We start from the raw sequence: 18,024 nt of genomic DNA on the forward strand, positions 1-18,024 counted from the left end.
CTAAAAAATGTTTATAAGATGAGCCTAACGCAACCACACGTTGATGGCTCTCTTTTTACTTATTATACAACATAAACAGAATTTCTAAAAGAAATTATAAAACAAATGATATGACTAATAAATTCCTCATAATACGACCTTTTATAGTAATAGACTTAAACAATATTTACATAAATCAGAAATTCTATAGAAAATCCTTGCGTCATTATTCTATATAATTTACTATATATAGAGAAATCTGATTATAAAAAGGAGTCATCATGGCTAATATCAATGAAAACTACTTAAACCTTCAAGGTTCTTATTTATTTGCTAATATTGCTAAAAGGGTAAATGAGTACCAAACTGCTCATCCAGATGCAGATATTATTCGTCTTGGTATCGGCGATGTTACATTACCTCTTGCTCCAGCAATTATCGATGCTATGAGTAAAGCTGTTCAAGAAATGGGAAAAGCGGAAACATTCCGAGGTTATGGCCCTGAACAAGGTTATGATTTCTTACGTCAAGCTATTGTTGATGTCGATTACAAACCATTAGGCGTAGATATCGCTATTGACGAAGTATTCGTTTCCGATGGTGCAAAATCTGACGTTGGTAATATCCAAGAGTTATTCAGCGAAGATAACATCATTGCTATCACAGATCCTGTGTACCCAGTATACTTAGACTCCAACGTTATGGGTGGTCGTACTGGCGAAGCTGTAGATGGCATCTTCCAAAAGGTTGTATACCTCCCTACTTACGCAGAAAATAACTTCTCTCCAGAATTCCCGTCTGAACGCGTAGACATTGTATACCTTTGCTCACCTAACAATCCAACCGGTACTGTTTTGAGCCGTGCTCGTTTAGCAGAATGGATCAAATGGTGTAAAGATAATGATGCCATTTTGATGTTTGACTCCGCTTACGAAGCTTTCATCAGCACAGAAGACACTGTAAAATCTATTTACGAAATCGAAGGCGCTCGCGAAGTGGCTATCGAGTTTCGTTCCTTCTCTAAAACTGCAGGATTCACTGGTACACGTTGTGCTTACGCAGTTGTGCCTAAAGAGGTAACTGGCAAAACTAAATCTGGTGAACGCCAACCGCTAAACCCTATGTGGAACCGTCGTCAATGCACTAAATTCAATGGTGTTCCTTACATCATCCAACGCGGTGCTGAAGCAGTATACACAAAAGAAGGTCGCGAACAAACACGTGCAAACATTGCATACTACAAAGAAAATGCTCGCATCATCAAAGAGGGTCTTGAATCTATCGGCCTTACTGTATATGGCGGTGTGGACGCTCCATATATTTGGCTTAAAACGCCTGGTAATATGACTAGTTGGGAATTATTCGATGTCTTGCTCGAACAAGTTCAAATCGTATCTACACCAGGCTCTGGCTTTGGACCTCACGGCGAAGGGTACCTTCGTTTAACAGCATTCGGTAGCCGTGAAAATACAATTCGTGCCGTTGAAAGAATCAAAACGTTACAATTCTAATTTAGCTATATCTATATTTAGAGTTACTTTTAGACTCATATTTAGATTACAATGAATTTGTAATGTCTAATTAAATAGTGTTTATACATTAGACCAAAAGACCGATTACAGTCCTTCAATAGGAATGTAATCGGTCTTTTTTATATACCCTTACATATATAAATATTTAATTCTAGTATTCCTTAACACCATAGTAGAGACAAATAACATCCCCATATTATTTGTCTCTACTATATTTACTATTACCTAAAAGTTATGCCGAATCCCTGCGTCAATGCGATAGGAATTGTCTACGGTAGCACCAAAGTTTTTAGTGAAAGTCCCATAAATATATGTATTAGGACGTACGCTCCATGAGCCACCTAGTTCAAGATCAAGCCATGTGTCTTTCAAATTCACTTCACTACCTGTGGTTGGCTCACCGGCCATGCTATAAGTAGCTTTCATTTTACCAGAGAATTCATGTGCTAATGCTGCTTTGAGGAAAAGATTGCTGTTCTTACTTTCCTTGCCAATGCCTACACCAATACGACCAATAACGGAATTTACCGCATCAGAGTTAATGTGTACTATGCTGCCCGTATTTGTACGAGCATCAAAGTTTACACCAGACAAGCGACTAAACGTCAATTCTGCGTTAGGATCGATATAAAAACCATTGTCTTTCTTGATTCGTTTACCATATTCAACGCTCAAGGAGGTACCTGTATTGCGGTAATCACCGCTCAAGCTTGTGCTCAAGCTATTACGTACGGTAAAATCATTTTTCAAACGATTTACTTTACCAATAACATCTAAGTAACGACCATCATTATATTGTTTTGCACCGTATAATGCTAAACCTGCGGTTTTACCGGACCCAGAGCCTAGAGCGTAATCACTATTGCTTGTACCATATAGCAAAGCACCACCAATGGTCCAATCTCCACGCAATGTGTCATAGCCAACTTGCGCCATATTGTATGTTTGGTTTACATAGGCGTTGTCTGTAATCTTAGATTTACCGCCGATGTATTTTCCCCATACACCATGCTTATTGGAGTTGAGTCGCACATCACCGAGGCGACGTTGTAAATCATTCGTATCGGCTCTCATTTGCATCACAGAGGAGGCTAACGCACTCTTAACACCAGATACAACTTCGCTTTCACGAGTTGTCACGACCGCTTTATCCGTAACGCTAGCCTTACCGTCAACAGCAAAGTTTTCTGTACCAAGGTTAGTAGAATATGAAGGACTAATGAGTCCGGAATGGACTTCAACATTCACATCTAAATTACGTTCACCCTTAGTAAAGCCAGTGTATGTTAACTTATTAGCCAACTGCTGCAAAGTACTACGTGGGTTGTTTACATTTACATATCCTTTAAGAGCATCTGCCGAACTGCGCATAGTCACAGAAGAACCCTTATCAGCATGGTTGATAACAACTTCGCCTTTACCTTGTGCAGCTGCAGGAGCACCCTTTTCGTAATCAATGGCGGTATGACCTGCATAATTATTAATAGTAATTGGTCGTGCGTCTACCGGTTGAATAATACCTTGACTCGCTATATCCTTACCACCAATAAAATGCTCCACACGACTACCTGTATATAAATAGTTTGCATTATTAGGACGACCTTGTGTAGGATATACGCGCTCAGCGCCTAACCATTCATTGCGCCAGGTCGCACCATTTTGTAAATACAATCGCAAACCACCATGATACGGATTATTATTGCTTTCATCAAATTCATTCAACACACCACCTATTAATTTAGAATTTGGTGTTGTTAAGCCTAAAGAGATTTCAGAGCCATGGTTATGAGGGTTCTTTTCAATACCATAGTTTTTATCTAAAAATCCTATATTACCGTACATCTTCACATCATTAGTTCCCGGATGTAAGCCATCCATACCCGTATTTACATATACAAAGCCTTCTTCAGATAATGCAGAATAGGTATCAGAGGTATTTAAAGGATATGTTTTTACATCGGCTCCACCTAATATGCGAATATATCCATCTTTATTAGCTTGCAAACCAACGCCAACAGCATCGATTTTAGCATTTCCTTTTACGGTGACTCGAGTATCATCGTTATTGCCATCACTAGTAAGTCCACCATAACCAGCATAGATACCGCTCATGTAATAATGTGCCAAATCAGGTCTACGTTTCGCACCACTTTCTGCAGGTGCTGGATTTTTAACTGTTACAGTTACATTTTTATCGATAGCGACTTGTGTCCCATCAAGAGCATAAATACCTGTAACATTATTATGATATTTTGTACCATTTACACCTAAGCCTGATACATTAACAGTTAAGTCATCTGTATAATGTCTCTTTTCCCCCCACAAATTAAGACCAATAGATTTTCCGTCTGTATGACTTTCCACAGTTGTGGCTGATACCATGGTAAAAGCATTAGCACCTGTTACGATTAATGCAGCAATAACAGCAGCTTTTACATTTCTTCTCATATTATACCTCCTCTAACATTTCAACTATGAACATAACTAGCTAACATAACCAATTTAATTGTATCTAGGTTCGGGGTATATGTGTCAATTTATACTCATATGATTTTTTATTTGTCCCCTATAACAACACGCTATGTATCGATATAGTTGTGCACAAATTACTTGTTTAAATTAGATATTAATTATTTTCTATACCATCTAAAAAATTCTATAGAAAAATATTAAAAGCTATTAATTTTATGCTATAATAAATATGTTAATCATTAAATTTCAACTTATATAGGAGGCTAATATGAATATTCGTATTGGTATTGTTGGTTACGGCAACTTAGCTCGTGGCGTAGAAGCATCTGTTCAGTTACAACCTGATATGGAGCTCATCGGCGTATTCTCTCGCCGTCAAGGTATTGAAACTGTATCTGGTGTACCTACTTACACGATGGAAGATATTCCTAACTTTAAAGGCAAAATCGATGTAATGGTTCTTTGTGGTGGTTCTGCAACAGATCTTATCGAACAAACTCCAATGGTAACTAAATACTTCAACTGTATCGATTCCTTCGATACACATGCACGTATTCCTGAGCATTTTGCTAATGTAGACAAAGTAGCTAAAGAAGCTAAAACTGCTACATTAATTTCTTGCGGTTGGGACCCAGGCATGTTCTCTTTACAACGTGTATATGCTGAAAGCATCTTGCCTCAAGGTAAATCTTATACATTCTGGGGCCGTGGCGTTTCCCAAGGTCACTCCGATGCTATTCGTCGTATCGATGGTGTTCTTGATGCCCGTCAATACACTGTTCCTAAAGAACAATACCTTGAAGCGATCCGCAATGGTGAAACTCCAGACGTTGATGGCTACAAAGGTCACCTTCGTGAGTGCTACGTAGTAGCTGCTCCTGATGCAGACAAAGCTAAAATTGAAAATGAAATTAAAACTATGAAAAACTACTTCGTAGGTTACGAAACTGTAGTCAACTTCATTTCCCAAGAAGAACTTGATCGCGACCACAAAGGCATTCCACATGGTGGCTTCGTTCTTCGCTCTGGTGAAAGTACAGAAGGCACTCGTCACGTTATCGAGTACTCCTTGAAACTTGACTCTAACCCTGAATTCACGGGTTCTGCACTTGTTGCTTATGCACGTGGTCTTTACCGCCTTGCTAAACACGGCGGCACAGGTTGCTATACAGTATTCGACATTCCACCAGCTTGGATTTCCACACAATCTGCTGAAGAATTAAGAGCACATTCTCTATAATAGAGCGAGGCCCGCATCGACTTAATAGATGAGGGCCTTTTTCATACACATTAAAAGAGAGACCATATCAGATGGTCTCTTTTTTATCCTATTAACCTTATTTTACGTTTAATTAATACCATCGTGTTAACGGCAATTCGTTCGTAACACCTTTTGTCATCAAAATTTGATGCAAGTCCATATTACCAATGTAGAAACCTGCCGCACATCCACAAAGATACAGATCCCACATGCGTACGAATTCACTCCCCCGTTTCGCCTCTACTTGCTCACGGACGCCTTGGAAATTGTTATACCAATGCATTAAAGTCTTATAATAGTGATACCGTAAACTTTCAACATCGATGACATTCATATCATAGTCATAAGCGAGGCTGACCATTTCGCGAAGGGACGGCAAACATCCGCCCGGGAAGATATATTTACGAATCCAGGCACTTGTTTCCTTTTCAGATGGGTCACTGATGTAGTGGAGCAGGAACAACCCGCCGTCTTTAAGCATTTCCGATGCGTCCTCCATATACAGAGGAAAGTTAGGTCGCCCTACATGTTCAAGCATACCGATGCTGACAATGCGGTCAAAGGTGCGACCAGAAGCCGCTACGTCTCGATAATCTATAAGTTCAATCTCAACTTGTCCTTCAAGGCCATATTCTTTAATGCGTTCCTGTCCTTTTTTCCATTGTTCTTCGGAAAGAGTACACCCATAGCCCTTAACCCCATATTTACGAGCCGCTTCAATGAGAAGGAATCCCCATCCGCAACCGATATCAAGTAAAGTCATCCCTTCTTTTAAATATAATTTATCAAGAATATGATGTACCTTTTGATATTGCGCATCTTTGAGACTATCATTCTCATGCTTAAAATACGCACAGGAATAGCTCATGGTTTCATCGAGCCACAATTTATAGAATTCATTACCTAAATCATAATGGGAAGATACTTGTTGTTTTTGATCTTTCTTTTTAAGACCCGCATTAAAGAGCGAGCTAAGTACCTTACGATTGATAGAGTCCTTACCTACATGACCAAGGACTACACAAAGGGCTTTAAACAAATCCCCTTCAATTTCGATATCTTTACGCATATACGCTTCACCGAGGGCGAGTTCTGCGGATATTAACAAGTCCTTCTTGGGAATACCACGATTAACGATGACGGTAAACTCGGATTCTCCGTCACCGATTGTATATTCATTATCTCCAATTTTTACGGTAAAACAATGATCATTAAAGCGTTCTAAATAATGGACTAAGAAACTATCAAATAGCTTGGAAAACATACTGAACTTCCTTTCCTATTAGCTTTCACTATATAGGTTTAAAAATATATACATTAACATGATTGGATACATTCCATACCCTTATTAATTTATATACCTATAAATTATATCAATATAGTTACGGCGAATAAAAATCTATATTAATCCTATATTTTAATATGAACTTATCACATTATTTAAGTAATATATTTAACTCTATTTATATTATAGCACTTTGAAATAATCTATTTTATATTTATAGACTAACTCCATCCTATTAGTATGGTATAATATTTATTTGATAAGGTTTATAACAAACTATTACTATAAACTTTCACAAAGAACGAAATCAATTTGTTAATAAAAGGTGGTACCATGAGCACAAATTTAGAAGTAGGCATCGTAGGCCTTCCAAATGTTGGTAAAAGTACATTATTCAACGCTATTACAAAAGCAGGCGCTGAAGCTGCCAACTATCCATTCTGTACAATCGAGCCAAACGTAGGTGTCGTTGATGTTCCAGACAATCGTTTAGCTGTATTAGCTGAAATGTTTGGTTCCAAACGCATCCTCCCTGCAGCTATGCGTTTCGTAGATATTGCAGGTCTCGTTGAAGGTGCCTCTAAAGGTGAAGGCTTGGGAAATAAATTTCTTAGCCATATTCGCCAAGTAGATGCGATAGCACAAGTTATTCGTTGTTTCGATGACCCTAACATCACTCACGTAGCAGGTTCTATTGACCCAATTCGCGACATCGAAATCATTAATACTGAGCTCTGCCTTGCTGACCTTGAATCCGTAGAAAAACGAAAACAACGCATCGAAAAAATCGCAAAATCTGGCGATAAAGATGCTCGTGCTGAACTGCCATTATTAGAACGCATCATCGAAGGTTTAGGTGAAGCAAAACCCGTTCGTGCACAAGGTCTTGATGAAGACGAATTAGAAATGATCAAAGAGTTGACATTGCTTACAGCTAAACCATCTCTTTATGTAGCCAATATTTCCGAAGATGAAGTATCTGATTATTCTGCCAACGAATATGTAAAACGCGTAGAGGAATATGCGAAAAACGAAGGCGCTGGTATCGTTGTTGTGTCCGCACGTATCGAGTCCGAAATTGCAGAGTTATCCGAAGAAGAATCCGCTGCATTCCTTGAAGATCTTGGCCTTGAAGAGTCTGGCTTAACTAAACTTATCAAAGCAAGTTATGCACTTTTAGGTCTTATCAATTACTTCACAGCTGGTGAAATGGAAGCTCGTGCTTGGACAATCGTAAATGGCACCAAAGCACCTCAAGCTGCTGGTAAAATTCACTCGGATATTGAAAAAGGCTTTATCCGCGCTGAAATTGTCTCCTTTGATGATCTACAAGCTTGCGGTAGCCAAAACGCGGCTAAAGAAAAAGGCCTTGTACGCCTTGAAGGCAAAGACTACGTTATGAAAGACGGCGATGTAACCCATTTCCGCTTCAATGTATAAACAAACTTATATAACAAAAACCAGTAAATCTCAGGATTTACTGGTTTTTTATTACTAATTATAACCTTTATATAATATTATTTATCGTCTTTATGAAGAACATTTTTGACGCCACTAATCGCACCATCTACAGCATCTTTAACATCTTCAGCTGCTTTTTTGAAATCTTCAGCAACATCATGTGCAGCGTCTTTAACTTTTGCAGCTGTATTTTCTACAGCACCTTCTGCTTCCAATTCTTTGTCACCAGTTAATTTACCGGCATTTTCTTTTAATGCACCTTTAGCTTGATTTAATTTATCTTCTAATGCCATAATTATGAATCCTTTCATATGAAATCATTTTTAGTTATGTTAGCTATATATGTTAGCTATACTTTTAAAAATAGATTACTATCCCTTTTTCCCGAAGAAAAAAGAAACAACAGCAACAACAATTACAGCGCCAAGAACAGAAGGAATTAATGCCATGCCAGCTAAACTAGGACCCCATGTGCCAAATATTGCTTGACCTACAGACGAACCAACTAAACCAGCAACAACATTGGCAATAATGCCCATTGCTCCACCTTTGTTAGTGATTGCTCCTGCAAGAAAACCGATAAAACCACCAACAATAATTGACCATAACATACGATCACTCCTTCCTATTTAATCAATATATTTATAATATCCTACCAAATTATATGGGCTTTATAAATATAATAAATAATATGTATATTTATAATATACCATTCATTTCTAAAGATTAGATGAAGAAATTTGATGTAGTTATAAAAGTCACAATTGATTAAACTACTGTAACAATTTCATTCATTGTACGACGTGTTTTATTTCGATGTGGTTCTTCATCACGATAACCAAAGGCAGCCATCACAGCAATGCCAAAATGCTTTGTATCAAAAAGACCTAATTCATCACCTAAGAGCACTGTCATCTTATCTTGATTAAAGCCTTCCAATGCACAAGAATCAAGACCTTCATAAGCAGCCATGGTCATCATGTTAGCCATTACAATGTACGCTTGCTTAGAAGACCAATCAAAGGCAGCACGATCAGACTCAAATGTTTTATAGTCTTCAGTTGTGAACTGAGCATATTTTTCTTTATAAATAGCATCGACTTCAGCAGGTAATTGTTTCACCTCTTCTTGAATATAGCGTACATAAGGAGAATCAAATTCCAAATCCACTTTTTTACGTGTTAAGAACACCACGAAATGACTCGCTTCAAGACCAGCTTGAATACCCCAACCATAAGATTTCATCTTTTCACGGATTTCAGGATTTTGAATGACTAATAATTGGTAAGCCTCAAAACCTAAGGAGGTTGGAGACAAGCGCGCCGCCGTTAAAATACCTTGCCAATCTTCATCAGAAATCTTTTTAGCGCTATCAAATTTCTTACATGCGTAGCGATATGTCATAGCATATTCTAAATCCTTACGATCAAATTTAGGGGCTGTTAATTTTACATTTTCTATTTCATATTTACTCATATATACCTCCATAATTAATATCTGCAATTGATAAAATATATCATGTTTCTATAGTACCACACTCATCGTTCAAGTTATATGAAGATGAACACTAAAGTAAAAAAGCCTAGACAACGTCTAGACTTTATACGGTACAGCTAGCTCGCCCTTTTCATACCAAAATAAGCCAGATGTACTAATTTTATGTTCTTTTAAAATGGTCTTTACTTGATCCACTATACTTGAGTCTATTGCAATAGATAAACCGCACATATCGTAAAGCTCTGGGGGGGTAGCCATCAACTGATGAGGCACCTCTAATTCTGTTAATACCTTATCCGCCTTATCTCCAAAATAATAAGAGGTAAAAACTACAAGTAATTTTTTTCGTTCCATTACCTCACCCCTCTGATAACTAGCAAGATCAAATTGCTCATACATTAAACATAAAGCTTGGAGATATAAAAAAATCCATCGAAATTGATAAAAAAAGATACTATACTACTAGAAATTATAGCTTAATAATATTATCCCCTACAATAGAGTCTGTAATAGCATACATATTAGTAATACTACCTACGCCCAGCTCATCTTTCACACCGAAATAATCAAGGCAAATGCCGCATGCTGCAATTTCTACACCAAGCTTAGCTAGTTTCTTTATATTTTCCAAATGAACCGAATCATTAACTACCATCTTAACACTACTATTGATGAAATAAATCTTAGAAGGTTTTACATCGGCTTCAAGCAAGCATACCCAGAAGGTTTTCATCAAATTTCGGCCAAGTTCTTCACTACCTTCACCAAGATAATCCTTCGTCATCAAAATAACCCGATTTCCATAGTTCATAGGCTCACAACGGGCTTCAGTAACTGGATTTGCATCAGGGGTCAGTGTAAGATAGAAATCCTTTCCATCTTGGCGAACTTCTACACCATAACCACGAGACTTCCCAAACTTCGCCACATTATCGCGACTCACTTCATTATCTACAATAGTTGTAATAATAGCACTTGGATTCGCATCACTTACCTTCTTGGTCTCGATAACAGGTTTTGGACATAAGCTACCGCGCACATCTACAGTTAATTCCTTTGTATTGCTCATCATACACCTCTACATACATTATATAATTTGTGAAAGTATCAGCTAATAATATTTTATTTAAATAGCTAAATCAATACCATACAGTACTTATCTTTTATGAGTTTATTTTGTTACTCGTACGGCAAGACCGCTAAAGCTTTCAACAGTGCCCACAATAGCAGCACAGTCAATCCCCGCCTTATAAAAGGCCTCGACAAGTGTCTCACTTTCGCTAGCAGGAACAGAAAATAGTAACCCGCCAGAGGTTTGAGGATCAAATACAATATCCGTCCATACAGGATCCAAGTCCTCATCAACTTGTACTTCAGTTATAGCCTTGCGATTACCATAAGATGCAGCCGGAATTAAGCCCATTTGAGCCGCCTCGATAACATCATCAAAAAGAGGGATATCGTAAGCTTTGATATGAATCGTCACATCAGAAGCACTTGCCATTTCTACGGAGTGCCCCATAAGGCTAAAGCCTGTTACATCTGTACAAGCATGAACTGTAAAGTTATGTGCCACCTCAGCCGCTACACGGTTTAAAGTACTCATACTAGTAACGGCCTGTTCCGTACCTACAGGAAATAAACCTGCTTTCAGAGCATTATTCATAATACCTGTGCCAATGCGTTTTGTTAGCACCAACACGTCCCCTACTTGAGCACCTTTATTTTTCCAAATCTGTTTTGGATTTACTTGTCCTGTCACAGACATCCCAAAGATAGGTTCCTTATTTTCAATGCTGTGTCCACCTACGATGGCTGCACCAGCCTCGGCTACAATCGAACCAGCCCCATTTAACACATCCGTCAAAACACCTTGCTCGACAAGAGGAACCGGAAAGCCTACGATATTCATCGCTGTTAAAGGGGTGCCACCCATAGCATATACATCGCTTAATGCATTGGCAGCTGCAATTTTACCAAATAAATCAGGATCATTAACCACAGGGGTAAAGAAATCTAAAGTTTGCACCAGTGCAAAGGTATCAGAGATTTGATATACTCCAGCATCATCGGCACCAGTCATATCAGCGAGAACATGCTTGTTAGTAACGGGTGTTACAGCTTTTAGCACACGGTTCAATATATGAGGCCCAATCTTACACGCGCAGCCTCCACTTGTAACATAATCAGTAAGTCGCACCATAACTCCTCCTTACTCATTTTCCGGCAATCTAGAGACGATTTTCTTAACAGCCTTTTCAAATTTAGGGCGCGGCATCAAGAGTTGATGACCGCAGCCATTACATACGATGAGAAAGTCTGTGCCGATTCGCTTAACTTCCCACTCGTCACTGCCACAAGGATGCGATTTTTTCATCTTCACTACATCTCCTACGTAATATCTAACAAATGCCATAGCGCCTCCTTTAACTTCTGTCAGTATTTATATATTTATTATACATAAAATAGTTACTTCTATAAATATACCCTAATTCTATAGTTCAATCTTCTATTATATATAACCATAAAATTTTCACCATAAATATATAATGTACAATTTTAATATATCTACTGTTCTTATAATTAAACCATAAATCAAGAGAATTATTATTTTATAACCACCAAAAGGTCACAGAAACTTTGCACTTAATCATTATATTTTATGGGAAAATATTAGTGCATACAACGAAATTAACATTAACAACTAAACAATAATGATTTTTCATTTAGTTATCATTCTCAATATCAAAACAGGGATTTTTTATAAACCCCATACTATTCATTCTTTATAAATCCGCATCTTTACTGCATTGATAATATTTATCATTTAGAAAATTTTCGAAATAAATTTTATAAAAAGACTTGCATTTCTCATTTAGTATGTTACAATATAGTCAACAATGATTATTCGTTAAGTATACGGATAACACATTGTATATAAAACTGTTAGGACGGCAAGTGCCGAAACACACAAATAAGTAAGTACTATTTTAAGAGTTAGGCAAGTGTCTATTTGATCTAAGAATAAGTTTTCTTAACTAAGGCGAAGTCGCCCTCGAAATTATAGAATAAGTATTCTATTCCATTGCATTCACAACCAAGTGGTTATGAATATATATGTTAAGTAACAATTTTGAAAATTATCGTAAGTACAAAGGAGTATTAAAATGGCAGAATTAAAAGGTTCTAATACTGAAAAAAATCTTCAAGCAGCATTTGCTGGCGAATCTCAAGCATTCCAAAAATATACATTCTACGCTAGTGCAGCTCGTAAAGCTGGCATGAACGAAATCGCTGACTATTTCGAAGAAACAGCTCACAACGAATCTGCACATGCTAAATTGTGGTTCAAAGCTCTTCATGGTGGCGATATTTCCGCTGATATCGAAGCTAACCTTCGCGATGCAGCAGCTGGTGAAAACTACGAACATACTACAATGTACAAAGAATTCGCTGACGAAGCCGAAAAAGAAGGCTTTGCTAAAATCGCTTTCCAAATGCGCGAAGTTGGTAAAATCGAAGCTCGTCATGAAGCTCGTTACCTTGCATTAGCAGCTCGAGTATCCGGTAACAAAGTATTCACTAACGACCAACCAGTAGCTTGGATCTGTGCTAACTGTGGCTATGTACACATTGGTGAAGAAGCTCCTAAAGTTTGCCCAGTATGTGCTCACCCACAAGCTTTCTTCCAACGTTTGGTTGAATCCTTCTAATCTGTAAGTGCGACACCAACTAGATTAATAACCTGTAAGTACAGATTTTAATGAAACTATACCTGTAAGTACAATCTAAACTTACAGTAAGTACTGACAACTTCCTTAACAAAAAGACGATGACATTTGTTTGTCATCGTCTTTTTTTGCATTCTTTTGCTAGATTTTTATTTTGTCTACTATATTTTATTCTATTCACTATAATATGTTTTTTATTTCCTTTGTATAGTGCTTATTATTTACTATCCTAGAATTATAAAAGACATATCACTTAATATTATCTACCAAGCATTTAAATTGTTGTGTTGCTTCATATGGATTATCTGCATGAGCAATAGCAGATATTACGGCTACTCCACTAGCACCTGCTTCCAAAACAGGCTTTGCGTTATTTAAGGTAATACCCCCGATACCAACGCATGGTAATGTTAAACCTTCTGCTCGTAAATCAGCAATGCGCTCAGGTCCGCACGGCAATTGAGCATCAGGTTTACTACTTGTAGTATACATAGGGCCTACACCAACACAATCCGCATAAACTACAGTGGTCTTATGAAGTTCCTCCACAGAATGAATGGATATACCAACAACCTTATTCCCTACAAGATTACGAACGTCTTCTAAACGCATATCTTCTTGTCCTACGTGAACACCATCAGCGTTAACAGCCACTGCTAAGTCTACATCATCGTTAATAATATAAAGCACATTATACATGGCACAGATTTCTTTTAACTGCTGAGCTAATTCTAATTTTTGTTGTCCTTCTAATGTTCCTATGCCCTTCTCTCTAAATTGAAAGCAGGTCGCACCACCTCGACAAGCAGCTTCAACAATGTCCAGTAAATGGCTTTCATTAAAACCTACATCTTGTGTACCACTAATAAAATATACCTTTAATTGATCGGGCACAACTACAGGCCGTATTCGGTTTTCGGATAAAAGCATCGCATCATCGAATTCATATAAGGCATCCATAAATGCCATACTAAAACTACCAGGTTTTACACCGCTCACATTAACCGCACTTTCACCAGCTAGACCATAGTAAGCCAGTGCATACGCAAGGAACTCACCTATAGACATGTTATACATGAATGGACAATAGGAACTAAAAAATGCAGCTAACACAGCACCTAATAAACAACCAGTCCCAGTTACGACTGTCATGATTGGATGCCCATGAGGAACCGCAAATACACGGGTTCCGTCGGATACATAATCCTCTTCGCCCGTTGCGACAACAGGACAGTTAATTTGGCGTGCAAGACGATACGTTATAATTGCGCTATCCTCAACTTGTTCACCATCTACGCCCTTACCAGAGAGAGAATTATTAACCTTATGATTTGTATTAAGAGCATCATAGATGGCTTTGATTTCACTTTGATTACCTCGTAGCAACGAAATAGCATCAGTTTTAATCAAGTCTAAAACTACAGATAATCGATAAGCCCCAGCATGACAGCCCACTGGATCTAAAACAATAGGAACCTCATGTTTCTTCGCCAGTGCTATGGCATCTTTATAGTAACTAACCTTGTCTGGGGTAAGAGTGCCAATATTGATGAGTAGCGCCGATGCATGGGCGATGAGGTCTTTCAAATCTTCGCTACACTCACTCATCACGGGTGATGCTCCGATGGCTAGTAAACCGTTAGCCGTAAAGGTTCGCACTACATCATTTGTAATACAAATAATAAGCGGATTCCCTTTGCGTAGAGTCTCTAATATATTCAGTTCGGTCCAAGTTGAGCTATTTATATATGGATTTTCATAGGTCATATAACTATCTCCTCTACTCATTTTTCAAAAGTTCATCCATCGTTTGAGGGCCATTTACCAATAAACCATAAGCCATATGATTAACAGGACCGCAACCACTTCCAAGCGCTGGATTATGCTTAATAGCCAATGCAATATAGTTCTTTGCAATACCAATGGCATCCATTACATCACGCCCTTTCGCTAGCTCTGCCGTAATAACCGCCGAGAAGGTACAACCCGTACCGTGAGTATGAACAGTATCATATTTAGGGCTTGTCCACGTATGCATATCTCCATCTTTGGTGAAAGCATAATCCGTTGCATCATCTCCAATATGCCCACCTTTAATGATGACCACTTGAGGTCCTAATTCACGTAAAATACGGTTAGCAGCTGTTGTGATGTCACTTTTACAAGAGATAGACATGTCCGCTAACACCTCTGCCTCGCTACGATTAGGTGTAATGACTGTGGCGACCGGAATGAGTTTAGATTTTAAGAAATCGACAGCCTCATCCGATACAAGTCGATCACCGCTGGTGGCAATCATAACTGGATCCATCACATAAGGGATGTTCTTACTTACATAAGGATAAATGAGATCCATCATCTCTGGTAAAGCAATCATGCCCGTCTTAACGGCTTGTGGTGTAATATCTGAATATACATCGTGTAACTGTTTTTCTATGCTTTCTAGCGATAGGTGTTCTACGTGATGTACACCCGTTGTATTTTGAGCCACCACAGAAGTAACAACGGCCATGCCGTATACATTTCGACTTTGGAAGGATTTTAAATCAGCCATAATGCCAGCGCCACCACTAGGGTCAGTACCGGCAATTGTTAATGCAGTATGTAGTTTCATTATGCCTCCTTGTGTAACAGATTACGTCGAGATAAGATTTGTAATACTACAAAGCCAATGCAAGCACCTCCGATAGAGCTCATGGAAAAGGATGTAATCAAGGTCAACAATGCCAATGGTTTGCCTAGTAGGAAATGAGCAATTGGATAACTTACAAGAGCACCAATAAGTCCAGTGCCAATGATTTCGCCTAAAGCCGCTGCCCAGATGGCGTTGTATTTTTTATATAAATACGCAGATAACCAAGCGCCAATCATACTACCTGGAAAGGCTAATGGAGAGCCTAGTGCTAGTACATTACGTAAGCAAGAAGTACTAAAGGCTGCGCCTACAGAGAATCTCGCCCCAACTATAACGGCTAAGATTACATTTATCATATGTTGAAATGGAAAAATACGAGCAGGGCCAATAGGAATCGACGTAGTCGATAAGACGACACCTAAGGCCACACATATGCTAGCAATAATCATTTTTTTCATAATACCTCCAAGTAAATAAAAATGAGACCACCTCAAATGGAATGGTCTCGTAATAGTTTGGTATCATGTTTCATTCCACTTCCCTACGCCAGTATTATCTGGATCAGGTCTAGGGTTTTGAATGGTCAATCTCAGCAAAAGCACCCCTAGTGGCAATATATTTTTATAATCTAGTTATAACATTATTATACAATCTATGCAACAAAATAATTGACGGTTCCCGTAGCACCTCGTATAATGAAGCCATAATGGGGTGCTCACACAAGTGGGCTGAGAGTAAGCTAAAGCTTTAACCCATAACCTGATTTGGATAATGCCAACGTAGGGAACATAGAGGATTAATGGCCGAGTTCCTGTGAGCTCGGCTTTTTCTATGACTTCCTGGCAAGGAGGACGTATGAAAAATACACACATCACGCAACCACAATTTGCCATGATATGGTTCGGTGCCGCTTTATCGATTGCGGAAATTATGACCGGTACCTATCTGGCCCCCTTAGGACTTATACAAGGTCTCTATGCCATCATCTTAGGTCATATTATCGGCGGCATACTACTCTTTGGGGCTGGCCTCATCGGCGGACGCTTACGGCAAGGTAGTATGAATACAACCGCTTTCAGCTTTGGCCCACTAGGGGCTAAAGGCTTTGCCTTTTTAAATATGCTTCAACTTATCGGCTGGACTAGCATCATGATCTACGATGCTATGCTAGCCTTACAAGAGTTAGCACCCCTATCCCCTATGATTTGGACGATAGCTATCGGAGCGCTTGTCATCCTGTGGCTTTTCATCGGCCTCCACAATACGGGCTATATTCAAGCCATCGTATCTATTCTATTGCTAGGCCTCACCCTCTACATGGGCACGCACATGATATCACAGTGGCCTAGTGAAGGTGGCCTTCTAACTAGCGGAAACATGAGTTTCATCGCTGCTCTTGAGTTATCGATTGCCATGCCACTATCTTGGCTACCTCTCATCAGTGATTATACCCGTGAAAGTAAACATCCTCTCACCGCATCACTTACAAGTGCTACAATCTACACGGTAACGAGTATCGTCATGTATACCTTAGGTCTTAGTGCGGCCATCTTTGGTGGTGGAGACTCTATTATTACCATTATGATGAATGCAGGCCTTGGCCTAGCAGGGCTCCTCGTAATTATCTTCTCTACTGTCACTACAACCTTTATGGACGCTTACTCTGCAGGTGTTTCTAGCACCACAATCTATAATAGTGCATCTAGTAAGGGCATTGCAGTTATTGTTACCATCGTTGGCACTATTGCAGCTATCTTGTATCCGATGGACGATATTACAGACTTCTTATACCTCATCGGATCTGTCTTTACCCCAATGATTGCCATCTTGCTAGCGGACTACTTTATGAATCGTCAACAAGTGCAAACTCTATCGGCTTTTTTAGTACGCGGCACAATTTGGGCTGTATCGGTCGGTTTATATCACTATATGTTACACACTGAAAGCACCGTAGGTGCTACATTACCAGCCTTTACAATGGCCTTTATCATAACTACTATCATTGGTTTCGTAAGTAAAACAGTAAAGGTCTCTACAGAAGTTAAACAACCATAATAGGATATATACAACAAGCATCCAAGATAGGAGACTAACTAAATAGGAACTGCTATATAAACAATAAAACCCCTTTAGGAGCAATAACTCGTATGAAGGGGTTTTGTTATTTAGAT

The 18,024-nt window shown here is 38.7% G+C and carries 17 protein-coding genes and 2 riboswitches; of the genes, 5 read left to right on the forward strand and 12 right to left on the reverse strand.

Translation table 11 applies throughout. The annotated features are described in order from the left end of the window. Positions 1 to 260 precede the first annotated feature (260 nt). Positions 261 to 1,490 (forward strand): LL-diaminopimelate aminotransferase, encoded by a 1,230-nt coding sequence (locus E7A03_RS03950; protein WP_021147746.1) that lies wholly within the window; start codon positions 261 to 263, stop codon positions 1,488 to 1,490. A 246-nt stretch (positions 1,491 to 1,736) separates the two neighbouring features. On the opposite strand, the gene E7A03_RS03955 is transcribed toward E7A03_RS03950, so the two are convergent. Then, on the reverse strand, positions 1,737 to 3,959 hold the full coding sequence (locus E7A03_RS03955; RefSeq protein WP_021147745.1) for an autotransporter outer membrane beta-barrel domain-containing protein: 2,223 nt from the start codon (positions 3,957 to 3,959) through the stop codon (positions 1,737 to 1,739). 292 nt (positions 3,960 to 4,251) lie between these two features. On the opposite strand from E7A03_RS03955, the gene E7A03_RS03960 reads away from it, so the two are divergent. Next, positions 4,252 to 5,223, forward strand: a complete 972-nt coding sequence (locus E7A03_RS03960; protein ID WP_021147744.1) for a diaminopimelate dehydrogenase — start codon at positions 4,252 to 4,254, stop codon at positions 5,221 to 5,223. A 112-nt stretch (positions 5,224 to 5,335) separates the two neighbouring features. Here E7A03_RS03960 and E7A03_RS03965 read toward each other — a convergent pair whose 3' ends face one another. After that, positions 5,336 to 6,508 (reverse strand): SAM-dependent methyltransferase, encoded by a 1,173-nt coding sequence (locus tag E7A03_RS03965; protein WP_021147743.1) that lies wholly within the window; start codon positions 6,506 to 6,508, stop codon positions 5,336 to 5,338. Between the two features lie 354 nt (positions 6,509 to 6,862). Here E7A03_RS03965 and ychF point away from each other — a divergent pair, with 354 nt between their 5' ends. Further along, positions 6,863 to 7,969 (forward strand): redox-regulated ATPase YchF, encoded by a 1,107-nt coding sequence (ychF, locus tag E7A03_RS03970; RefSeq protein ID WP_101928938.1) that lies wholly within the window; start codon positions 6,863 to 6,865, stop codon positions 7,967 to 7,969. 77 nt (positions 7,970 to 8,046) lie between these two features. On the opposite strand, the gene E7A03_RS03975 is transcribed toward ychF, so the two are convergent. The 7 genes from E7A03_RS03975 to E7A03_RS04005 all read right to left on the reverse strand — a co-directional run bounded on the left by E7A03_RS03975 (position 8,047) and on the right by E7A03_RS04005 (position 11,903). Beyond that, positions 8,047 to 8,301 carry a CsbD family protein gene (locus E7A03_RS03975; RefSeq protein WP_287509264.1) on the reverse strand — a complete coding sequence of 85 codons (255 nt, stop codon included), beginning with the start codon at positions 8,299 to 8,301 and terminating at the stop codon, positions 8,047 to 8,049. Positions 8,302 to 8,361: 60 nt separating this feature from the next. Continuing rightward, entirely contained in the window at positions 8,362 to 8,601 is a 240-nt protein-coding gene (locus E7A03_RS03980) for a GlsB/YeaQ/YmgE family stress response membrane protein (RefSeq protein WP_012863894.1), read from the reverse strand. A gap of 157 nt (positions 8,602 to 8,758) precedes the next feature. Next, complete coding sequence (locus E7A03_RS03985; RefSeq protein ID WP_021147739.1) at positions 8,759 to 9,466, reverse strand: NAD(P)H-dependent oxidoreductase; 708 nt, start codon at positions 9,464 to 9,466, stop codon at positions 8,759 to 8,761. A gap of 117 nt (positions 9,467 to 9,583) precedes the next feature. Next, positions 9,584 to 9,841, reverse strand: a complete 258-nt coding sequence (locus E7A03_RS03990) for a DUF3343 domain-containing protein (RefSeq protein WP_012863892.1) — start codon at positions 9,839 to 9,841, stop codon at positions 9,584 to 9,586. Positions 9,842 to 9,956: 115 nt separating this feature from the next. After that, positions 9,957 to 10,556, reverse strand: a complete 600-nt coding sequence (gene yedF, locus E7A03_RS03995; protein WP_012863891.1) for a sulfurtransferase-like selenium metabolism protein YedF — start codon at positions 10,554 to 10,556, stop codon at positions 9,957 to 9,959. A gap of 102 nt (positions 10,557 to 10,658) precedes the next feature. Continuing rightward, the gene (selD, locus tag E7A03_RS04000) at positions 10,659 to 11,690 is read right to left on the reverse strand and encodes a selenide, water dikinase SelD (protein WP_021147737.1); all 1,032 of its coding nucleotides are present in this window, start codon (positions 11,688 to 11,690) and stop codon (positions 10,659 to 10,661) included. A 9-nt stretch (positions 11,691 to 11,699) separates the two neighbouring features. Then, positions 11,700 to 11,903, reverse strand: a complete 204-nt coding sequence (locus E7A03_RS04005; RefSeq protein ID WP_004693828.1) for a DUF951 domain-containing protein — start codon at positions 11,901 to 11,903, stop codon at positions 11,700 to 11,702. Positions 11,904 to 12,654: 751 nt separating this feature from the next. Between E7A03_RS04005 and rbr the strand changes: the two genes are divergently transcribed. Then, positions 12,655 to 13,200, forward strand: a complete 546-nt coding sequence (gene rbr, locus E7A03_RS04010) for a rubrerythrin (RefSeq protein ID WP_021147736.1) — start codon at positions 12,655 to 12,657, stop codon at positions 13,198 to 13,200. Between the two features lie 267 nt (positions 13,201 to 13,467). Here the strand turns inward: rbr and thiM are convergent, their stop codons facing one another. Genes thiM through thiW form a run of 3 tightly spaced genes read right to left on the reverse strand, consistent with a single transcriptional unit; the run spans position 13,468 to position 16,311 of the window. Further along, a complete protein-coding gene (gene thiM / locus E7A03_RS04015) occupies positions 13,468 to 14,985 on the reverse strand; it encodes a hydroxyethylthiazole kinase (RefSeq protein ID WP_021147735.1) in 1,518 nt (505 codons plus the stop codon). 13 nt (positions 14,986 to 14,998) lie between these two features. Further along, complete coding sequence (thiD, locus tag E7A03_RS04020) at positions 14,999 to 15,832, reverse strand: bifunctional hydroxymethylpyrimidine kinase/phosphomethylpyrimidine kinase (RefSeq protein ID WP_021147734.1); 834 nt, start codon at positions 15,830 to 15,832, stop codon at positions 14,999 to 15,001. Further along, positions 15,832 to 16,311: an energy coupling factor transporter S component ThiW gene (thiW, locus tag E7A03_RS04025; RefSeq protein WP_101928937.1), complete on the reverse strand. Its 480-nt coding sequence runs from the start codon at positions 16,309 to 16,311 to the stop codon at positions 15,832 to 15,834. The genes thiD and thiW overlap by 1 nt, the downstream gene beginning before the upstream one ends. 63 nt (positions 16,312 to 16,374) lie before the next feature. Further along, positions 16,375 to 16,469, reverse strand: a riboswitch (TPP riboswitch). A gap of 81 nt (positions 16,470 to 16,550) precedes the next feature. Further along, a riboswitch (TPP riboswitch) is annotated at positions 16,551 to 16,656 on the forward strand. Between the two features lie 52 nt (positions 16,657 to 16,708). On the opposite strand from thiW, the gene cytX reads away from it, so the two are divergent. Then, positions 16,709 to 17,908, forward strand: a complete 1,200-nt coding sequence (cytX, locus tag E7A03_RS04030; protein ID WP_101928936.1) for a putative hydroxymethylpyrimidine transporter CytX — start codon at positions 16,709 to 16,711, stop codon at positions 17,906 to 17,908. Positions 17,909 to 18,024: the final 116 nt, after the last annotated feature.

This window comes from Veillonella parvula, assembly GCF_032472435.1.
Taxonomy (GTDB): domain Bacteria; phylum Bacillota; class Negativicutes; order Veillonellales; family Veillonellaceae; genus Veillonella; species Veillonella parvula_N.